Source organism: Telluria sp. AZSoR62, from assembly GCF_058111565.1.
In genome coordinates this window covers 1-372 of sequence record NZ_JBYTST010000134.1, presented here as the reverse complement: position 1 = coordinate 372, position 372 = coordinate 1, and the positions used below count along the sequence as shown (strand labels likewise).

1 protein-coding gene is annotated in these 372 nt (G+C 46.8%); it reads left to right on the top strand.

The window, feature by feature from the left end; genetic code table 11:
* Positions 1-159: 159 nt before the first annotated feature.
* The coding region (locus tag AC3XQU_RS23220) for a hypothetical protein (protein WP_489876513.1) at positions 160-372 on the top strand (213 nt) is incomplete at its 3' end.

Genomic DNA, 372 nt, shown 5'->3' with positions numbered 1-372 from the left:
CGGAGTAGCAGGCTTCAATTTTTGAGTTGCTTTCAACGTTTCGTCCAGCCCCGCCATGCGCGGGGTTTTTTTTTGCCAAAAATTCTTCGCCTAACATAAAAACGTACTTTGTGTGTATCATTCTGACGCACACAGGTTTAAAGCCTTACTGAGTCGATCATGAATAATCAAATCCCCAGCAACAGCATCGGTTTCAGAAACAACCTGCTCAAAGCACGGGATTTCAGCGCCGGCAAGGAGGCAGGCTACTTTGAGCTGAGTTCGACACAAGGGGTGAAAGATGTCCTTTGTTCAGTCCCGACAGCTCTGGGCAAAATTGATACGGTCCTGATGATCAATATCGATCACTTCGACTACGTAAATCAGCGGTTC